The organism is Streptomyces sp. NPDC088246 (assembly GCF_044741025.1).
In the GTDB taxonomy this organism is placed as follows: Bacteria; Actinomycetota; Actinomycetes; order Streptomycetales; family Streptomycetaceae; genus Streptomyces.
The window spans coordinates 26,307-32,942 of the sequence record NZ_JBIURV010000065.1 but is presented as its reverse complement, the minus strand read 5'-3'; the positions used below and the strand labels follow the sequence as shown (position 1 = coordinate 32,942).

General features: G+C 68.9%; 6 protein-coding genes and 3 pseudogenes. 6 read left to right on the top strand and 3 right to left on the bottom strand.

What is annotated here, in order from left to right; genetic code table 11:
- Positions 1–1,209, bottom strand: a pseudogene (locus ACIPEK_RS41045) (hypothetical protein); the annotation flags it as partial.
- A 50-nt stretch (positions 1,210–1,259) separates the two neighbouring features.
- Between ACIPEK_RS41045 and ACIPEK_RS41040 the strand changes: the two are divergent.
- The gene (locus ACIPEK_RS41040) at positions 1,260–1,556 is read left to right on the top strand and encodes a transposase (RefSeq protein ID WP_402007279.1); all 297 of its coding nucleotides are present in this window, start codon (positions 1,260–1,262) and stop codon (positions 1,554–1,556) included.
- Here ACIPEK_RS41040 and ACIPEK_RS41035 read toward each other — a convergent pair.
- Positions 1,464–2,096: a hypothetical protein gene (locus tag ACIPEK_RS41035; RefSeq protein WP_402007277.1), complete on the bottom strand. Its 633-nt coding sequence runs from the start codon at positions 2,094–2,096 to the stop codon at positions 1,464–1,466. The genes ACIPEK_RS41040 and ACIPEK_RS41035 overlap by 93 nt on opposite strands.
- 335 nt (positions 2,097–2,431) lie before the next feature.
- Between ACIPEK_RS41035 and ACIPEK_RS41030 the strand changes: the two are divergent.
- Positions 2,432–2,605: pseudogene (locus tag ACIPEK_RS41030) on the top strand (ISAzo13 family transposase); the annotation flags it as partial.
- Here the strand turns inward: ACIPEK_RS41030 and ACIPEK_RS41025 are convergent.
- Positions 2,580–2,831 carry a hypothetical protein gene (locus tag ACIPEK_RS41025; RefSeq protein ID WP_402007285.1) on the bottom strand — a complete coding sequence of 84 codons (252 nt, stop codon included), beginning with the start codon at positions 2,829–2,831 and terminating at the stop codon, positions 2,580–2,582. The pseudogene ACIPEK_RS41030 and the gene ACIPEK_RS41025 sit on opposite strands and share 26 nt — an antisense overlap.
- Positions 2,832–3,654: 823 nt before the next feature.
- Here ACIPEK_RS41025 and ACIPEK_RS41020 point away from each other — a divergent pair.
- From ACIPEK_RS41020 to ACIPEK_RS41005, 4 genes and pseudogenes are all read left to right on the top strand, one after another.
- Positions 3,655–5,619: an ATP-binding protein gene (locus tag ACIPEK_RS41020; protein ID WP_402007275.1), complete on the top strand. Its 1,965-nt coding sequence runs from the start codon at positions 3,655–3,657 to the stop codon at positions 5,617–5,619.
- A 7-nt stretch (positions 5,620–5,626) separates the two neighbouring features.
- Entirely contained in the window at positions 5,627–6,061 is a 435-nt protein-coding gene (locus tag ACIPEK_RS41015; protein WP_402007273.1) for a roadblock/LC7 domain-containing protein, read from the top strand.
- 2 nt (positions 6,062–6,063) lie between these two features.
- Positions 6,064–6,432 carry a DUF742 domain-containing protein gene (locus tag ACIPEK_RS41010; RefSeq protein ID WP_402007271.1) on the top strand — a complete coding sequence of 123 codons (369 nt, stop codon included), beginning with the start codon at positions 6,064–6,066 and terminating at the stop codon, positions 6,430–6,432.
- Positions 6,410–6,636: pseudogene (locus ACIPEK_RS41005) on the top strand (hypothetical protein); the annotation flags it as partial. The gene ACIPEK_RS41010 and the pseudogene ACIPEK_RS41005, both read left to right, overlap by 23 nt.

Sequence of the window (6,636 nt, the reverse complement as noted above, 5' to 3'; positions counted from 1 at the left end):
GCGGGGGGGGGCGCCGCCCCCCCGCCCGCCTCCACACGCGAGTTGCGCTCGGCGCGGGGGGGGGGGGGGGGGCCGCCCCCCCCCCCCCCCCCACACCCCCACTTCGGTGAGGTGAAGGGCTTCGACGGCGACCGCCGGCCCTCCCCCGAGCTGCCGCCGAAGCGCTGAAACCACGAGCCCTTGAAGGGCGTCGACCTCGTTCTGGACAGCCTTCCTGCCGCCCGCTTCCGCGGAGCCTCCGGCATGCTTGGCGTCCCAGATGTAGACGGTCGTGTCGGTCCAATAGATCAGGTCCGCACAGCCGGTGTTCAATCCCGGATTCTGGGCCGATCCGCCGGGGATCGCATTCCGCGGATGGAGTCCTCCGGACTGCTGGAGGTCCATGGTCACCTCGCCGCCGCCCTCGGGCTGCTTCGACCTCAGCCAGCCGGCCACCAGCAGGATCGCGGTCACGTCCGTGGTGGTGCCGTCGGACTTGGTGACCGTGTATTTCGCGGCCGTGGCGGCCTCGGTGACCTTCGGGTACTTGACGTAGGCGGTGTAGGTACCGTTCTTCGGGATGTCGAGAGTCCAGGTGAAGGCGCCCGTACCGGCGCCCGCGGCGTGGACCTGGTGGTCGTAGCCCTGCTGGCCGGTGAGGCTGCCCTTGGTCCAGGTACCCGCGGCGGAGGTGTTCTGGGTGTCGGAGTCGTCCACGAGAACGACCGCGCTGCCGACCGGAACGCGGTCGTCGGACTTCGACTTCAGCTTCCCGTCGGGGAAGCGCGACCATGTCATAGCGCGGTTGGACGAACCGGCCGCGGACGTCAGTGTCCGGGCGGTCTGCTTGCCCGGCTTGTCGAAGCTGTACGTCGTGACGATGTCCCACGGGGCGGTGGACGACTTGGCCCAGCCGTTGTCGAAGTACGTGTAGGAGGTGTCGTTACGGACCGTCTGGCCCTCCGACGGCGGCGTCGAGGTCTTGGAGACCCGGCCCACCCCGTCGTAGAACGTCTGGGTGTAGACGTTTGCTTTGTTGTAACGGCTGTCCGCCGGGTCGTAGGGCTGGTACTGCTTGACCGGGCGGTTCATCGCGCCGTACTCCGTCCGCGCGGCGAGGTCGTCCGCGTTGGCCGCGTCGACACGGCGCGGGGTGATCACCTCGGTGGTGTTGCCCACCTGGCCGTACTCGTACTTGGTCGTCCGGTAGGTGATCGTCGAGGTGCGCATTCGCTCTCGGGGCGGGGCGGGGCGGGGCCGGGACCGGTAGACCTTCTGGCATGACGCGTATGCAACTGACTGACGAGGAGTGGGAGTCCATCAGGCCGTATCCGCCGATCGGCGAGTACGGCCCGTACCCCGAGCGGTTGTGGCAGCAGTTCGAAGGCATGATCTGGCGGTTCACGACCGGCGGGCAGCGGCGGGAGATGCCGCAGGAGTTCGGTGCCTGGTCGACCGTCCCTTCCGTCTTCTTCGCCACTGCCTCAGATCTCGTTGGCGCATCTGCCGGTGCCACGCCGCAGCGGCACGGTAGGGATTCCGTGCCCTCGACGACGAAAGCTTCCGTGGGTCAGTGACGTCTCCGTCTGCCGGGACGGATGGCCCCAGCAGCGGTCGAGAGGCAAGGCCGCGTTGGGGTCGACCGGGCGGTCCTGCGCGTCGGTGGCCACCTCCAGGTGGAAGGTGCCGCCCGCCAGAGCCATCCCGGTCGTCAGCTGGTCGATGCACGTGGGCTTCGGCGCGACGGACGGATTGCGCGGAACGGTGACGTCGAGGTTCCACGGCTTGATGGGGATCGCCGCGGCGTTGGGGTACCCGTGCGCGGGAATCTCCGCGTAGTACTTGTAGGCGGGGGTGCCCTTCTGGACGGGGAAGTGCCCGGTGGGATGATCCGGGAGCCCGTTGCCCTTGAAGTGCCTCTTGGCCGCGGTCGTCGTCACCCGCAGTTTGCTGTGCCAGCGCATGGTCCCCGACACGAAAGGGCGCTTGAGCACGTCGATCACGCCGTGCGCGTCGATCCACGGGCGGTCGGGCCGGGTGAGGGTCCCCCCTTGGCAGGCGTAGAGGGTGTTGCGGGCGGGGGAAAAGCCAATCGCGGCAAATGTTGCGTGCGCCAAGAGCCCTCACGCTGAGCCAAATGCGGCGCGCACACCGTCGGACCGCGATCCCGCGATCACCTGTTGTGTGACCAGCGTGAAGCTCGTGCCAGGAATCAATGTGAGGGGTGTGACTGCGACCACGAAGCCGAGTACCTGATGCCACTGCACAAAACGAGCCTATGCAACGAGCGTGCTCCAAGCCACCGATTCCCCCGCCCTGTTCGGAGCAGGCCAGACCGGGACCGACCACGTCCCACATCGACTCGCAGATCATTTACGGGACGGCCCTTGAATGGCTCGCAGGGAAACAAGGTGTTGCTTCCCGTCCTGAAGCTCGTTGGTGCGGTACGCGCATGCCGAGCGAGACTCGTGATGAACTCGCTGTGAAGTTCGCAGTGTTGCTCCCACATCTGAATGAGCGGCAGTGGCGGCTGTTGATGGGTGCGGAGGCCCGGGCGCTGGGGCACGGCGGTGCCCGGGCCGTCGCGCAGGCCGCCGCAGTCAGCGAGGCGACCGTTCGCAAGGGGGGTGTTCGAAGTCAAGCGTGCCGGCGGTGTCGCTGTACAGCTCCTCGGAGACCTCCGAGTCGCTGCCGCCGCTGCGGGTGAAGGTGGCCTTCGCCTGGCGGGGGAATTCGAGCGAGCCTCCCGTGGCCGCGTCGCCGCCGAGGTCGTTGAGGGTGGGGCAGTCGAGGACGGTGATGTCGTCGTGTTGGGCGGGCGCTCGGGCTTGCGGGTACAGCGGGTGCGGCACCCGGCACGACCGGGACCACAACGCGGGCCAGAACATCAAGCACGAAGGACGGCGCATCCGCGCCGCACAACAGGCTGTACCACCCACCCCCGGACCGGGGGCCCTCGCCCGGCAACGGACCAGGTAAACGCCTGCGGAGCGCACGTGAAGCCAGGAATCGTTCCGGCAGCGCGCACAACCCCCACCCATCGGGTGGGGAGGAACCAGGAACCCGCCTCAAGGTGCACGCACACACGGACGCCAGGAAGAGAATCCCCCACACTCATGTTGGGGGAGGAGGTCAACGGTTGTTGACGGCCCCTCTCGACGGGAGAGAGCCGCGGAGGCACAGCGGTAGATCCCGCTGCCGACTTCGCGAAGGGCATCCGGCTTCCGTACCGAGACCCGGATCGTGAAGTCCTGACACCGAGGCCCACTCTTTCGGCTCAATGTCGGGGGTGGGGCTTCCCTGTGCCCGGACCCGCGCCATGATGCGCGTCGTACGGGTGGACAGATCCCAGTCCGGCAGGACCGGACGGGCCGAGCTGTTCCGTGTGTTCAGGGGGGTCGCTCCCGTAGGCCGATCGGGTGTCTGTCGACCAGGTGTCAATGCGGAGTAATCGGCCTCTCGTGCGAGAGGTCATACCAGAGCGGGACGGAGGGCGGGCAAGTTCGACAACTGCCCGTCGCGCTTACGTGATTGACGACTACTGTGTGTGCCCGGTGGTCAACGGTGGGTTCATATCCTTCGAGCCTGCCCGACCGATGAACCGAGCCTGACCGACCACCGTAGGTGCCACCGCATGAACGCCGATTCCTGGTGCCCCACGTACCGAGGACACTGATGTCTCAACTTCGCGCATCCGAAGCGCGACCGGAACGCCGAGAGGGCGGACGGCACGGCCGACCGGGTGCCCGTTCCCACTCGGCCACAGCCAGGCCGCGTGCCGCCCAGCCATCTTCCGAGGCGCGTATACGCCCCCAACTCCTGCGCACCGCGGTGCTGCCGACCGTCGCCGCAGTGCTGAGCGGAGCCGCAGCGGTCATCTTCACCGTCCGCTCCACCGGAGCCCGGCCGTCCACCGAACTGTGGATCGCGCTGGGCGGTGCCGGTGCACTGTCCGTCGCCGCAGTACTGGCCGCGTACTTGGCCGCCAACCGCGTCGCCACCACCATTTTCGGCCGCTGTCTGGCGCTCCGCCGCGCCAGCGCACAGGGTCAGGCCGAACTCCGGCGGGTGGTCGAACAGCTACGCAACGGCGAATCCGTGCCCGAACGCAGGCCCGCGCAGCCCGCCGCGCCCGGCAGCGACGCCTTCGAGCTGCTTGCGCAGGAACTCGGCCGCCAGCAGGAAGTCGCCGTGGCCGCGGTCATGCAGGCGTCCCGGCTCTCCGACCACACCGGCGAGGACCAGAAAGTCGAGGTCTTCGTCAATCTCGCCCGCCGGCTGCAGTCGCTCGTGCACCGAGAGATCCAGCTGCTCGACGAGCTGGAGCACGAGGTCGAGGACCCCGATCTGCTCAAGGGCCTCTTCCATGTCGACCATCTCGCCACCCGCATCCGCAGGCACGCCGAGAACCTCGCCGTCCTCGGTGGTGCCGTCTCGCGGCGCCAGTGGAGCAACCCGGTCACCATGACGGAGGTGCTGCGCTCGGCGATCGCCGAGGTGGAGCAGTACCCGCGGGTCAAACTGGTGCCGCCGATCGACGGCACGCTGCGCGGACACGCCGTGGCCGATGTGATCCATCTGCTGGCCGAACTCGTGGAGAACGCCACCGTGTTCTCCGCCCCGCACACCCAAGTGCTGCTCCGCGCCCAGCAGGTCACCGCCGGACTGGCCCTGGAGGTCGAGGACCGGGGGCTGGGCATGCCGCGCAACGAGCAGAAGCGGATGAACGCCCTGCTTACCGACCCCGACCAGGTCAACGTGGCCCATCTCCTGCAGGACGGCCGGATCGGCCTGTTCGTCGTCGCGTCACTAGCCCGACGACACGGCATCGCGGTCCGGCTGCAGAGCAACATCTACGGAGGAACGCAGGCCGTACTCGTCCTCCCGCAGTCCCTGCTGGGCGTGGACGGGGACGCTCCGGCCGAGGCCGACGCGGCTCCGGTCCCGCCCCCGGGGCGCGTACACCGTCCGCCGGTCGAGGACGACACCGGAAGCCACCACAAGCCGAACCCGAGCCTGAACCCCGGTCCGGGTTCCGGTCCGGCCCCGTCACCGGCCCCGCGGACGAGCGCCAACCGGCAGCCGTATGTACCCACTCAACCGCTCCGCCTGCATCAACCACGCCAGCAGCCGCGACGCCAGGGCGAAGCCCCACCGCTCCCACTGCGCGCCGAGCGCCCCGACCGCCCCACCCCGGCCGAGGCCCTCCCAGGCATGCGGCGAACGGACGAAACCCCTCCTGCGTTCCAAACCGAGCCCGGATTCGTACGCGGCACCATCGGCAGGCCCCAACTCCCCAGGCGCGCCCACCAGGAGCATCTGGTTCCGCAGCTCAGGGAGGCGCCGGCCCCGCGTACCGAGGACGAACAAGCCCTGCACGACCCGGGACTCATGGCAGCCTTCCGGCGGGGCATCGAACTCGCGGAGGCCCGTACCGAATCCGAGGCGGACACCGAACGGGGCCCGGACACGAGCCTGGAAACGGCGGCCCCGCAGACCTGGCAGCCCCAGACCCCACCCCGACCGCTGCCGGTCCGCGGACTCACGGCGACCGTCGCACCGCGCCACCCGGCCCCGGAACCGGATCCGGACGCAGCCCCAGCCACCGACCCTCTCGAAGCGAATACCTCCAAGGAGTAGATGCACCATGGCGACCGATATGCCGTCCGGTCAGGTCTCGGACCTCGACTGGCTGCTGAGTGGACTGGTCCAGCGCGTGCCGTACACACGCAGCGCAGTCCTCCTCTCCGCCGACGGGCTGGTGAAATCCCTCCACGGCATGGACGCCGACAGCGCCGACCACATGGCGGCGCTGGCCGCCGGCCTGTACTCGCTCGGCCGCAGTGCCGGCGCGCGCTTCGGCGACAGCGGCGACGTAAGACAGGTGGTGGTCGAGCTCGACTCGACGCTGCTGTTCGTCTCCACCGCCGGGTCGGGCACCTGCCTCGCCGTTCTCGCCGGCCGCGAGGCGGACGCGGCGGTGCTCGGCTACGAGATGACCATGCTGGTCAAGAGCGTCCGGCCCTATCTGATGACTCCGGTGAGACAAGCGGCCGGGACATCGAGCGCCGCGGGGTTGTGAGGGTGTCGGTTCCGCAGGACGGGCCGTTGCTCGACGACGCGGCAGGCCGGCTCATCCGCCCGTACACCGTGAGCAACGGTCGTACCCGTCCGACGACCGTGCTCGACCTGCTCTCCCTGGTGATGGCCACCGGGACCGAGCCGCAGATTCATCTCGGTCCCGAGCACTCCGTCGCGCTGGGGCTGTGCGGCGGCCCCACCTCGGTGGCCGAGATCGCCGCCCATCTGCGGCTGCCCGCAGTCGTCGCCAAGGTGCTCGTCTCCGACCTGGTGGACTGCGGGGCAGTCACCGCGAACCCGCCCGCCTATGACATGCCCACCGACCGATCTCTGCTGGAGGCAGTGCTCGATGGCTTACGACGACAGCTCTGACGGCTCCGGCAGCTCCGCCGCGTACGAGAACAGCGCAAGCTCCGAAGGCTTCGGAAGCCACGCAAGCCACGCAAGGCATGGCCACCTGGAAGGCTACGGCGACGCCCGTGGCTCCTATGGCTCCGGTGACACCTATGGCTCCGGTGGAGCCTACGACTCCGGTGAGACCTATGTCTCCGGTGGCAATTACGACTCCGGTGGAGC

Coding starts and splice junctions, on each gene's coding strand:
- ACIPEK_RS41040 (WP_402007279.1), top strand. CDS start 1,260: ATGACGCGTATGCAACTGACTGACGAGGAGTGGGAGTCCATCAGGCCG.
- ACIPEK_RS41020 (WP_402007275.1), top strand. CDS start 3,655: ATGTCTCAACTTCGCGCATCCGAAGCGCGACCGGAACGCCGAGAGGGC.
- ACIPEK_RS41015 (WP_402007273.1), top strand. CDS start 5,627: ATGGCGACCGATATGCCGTCCGGTCAGGTCTCGGACCTCGACTGGCTG.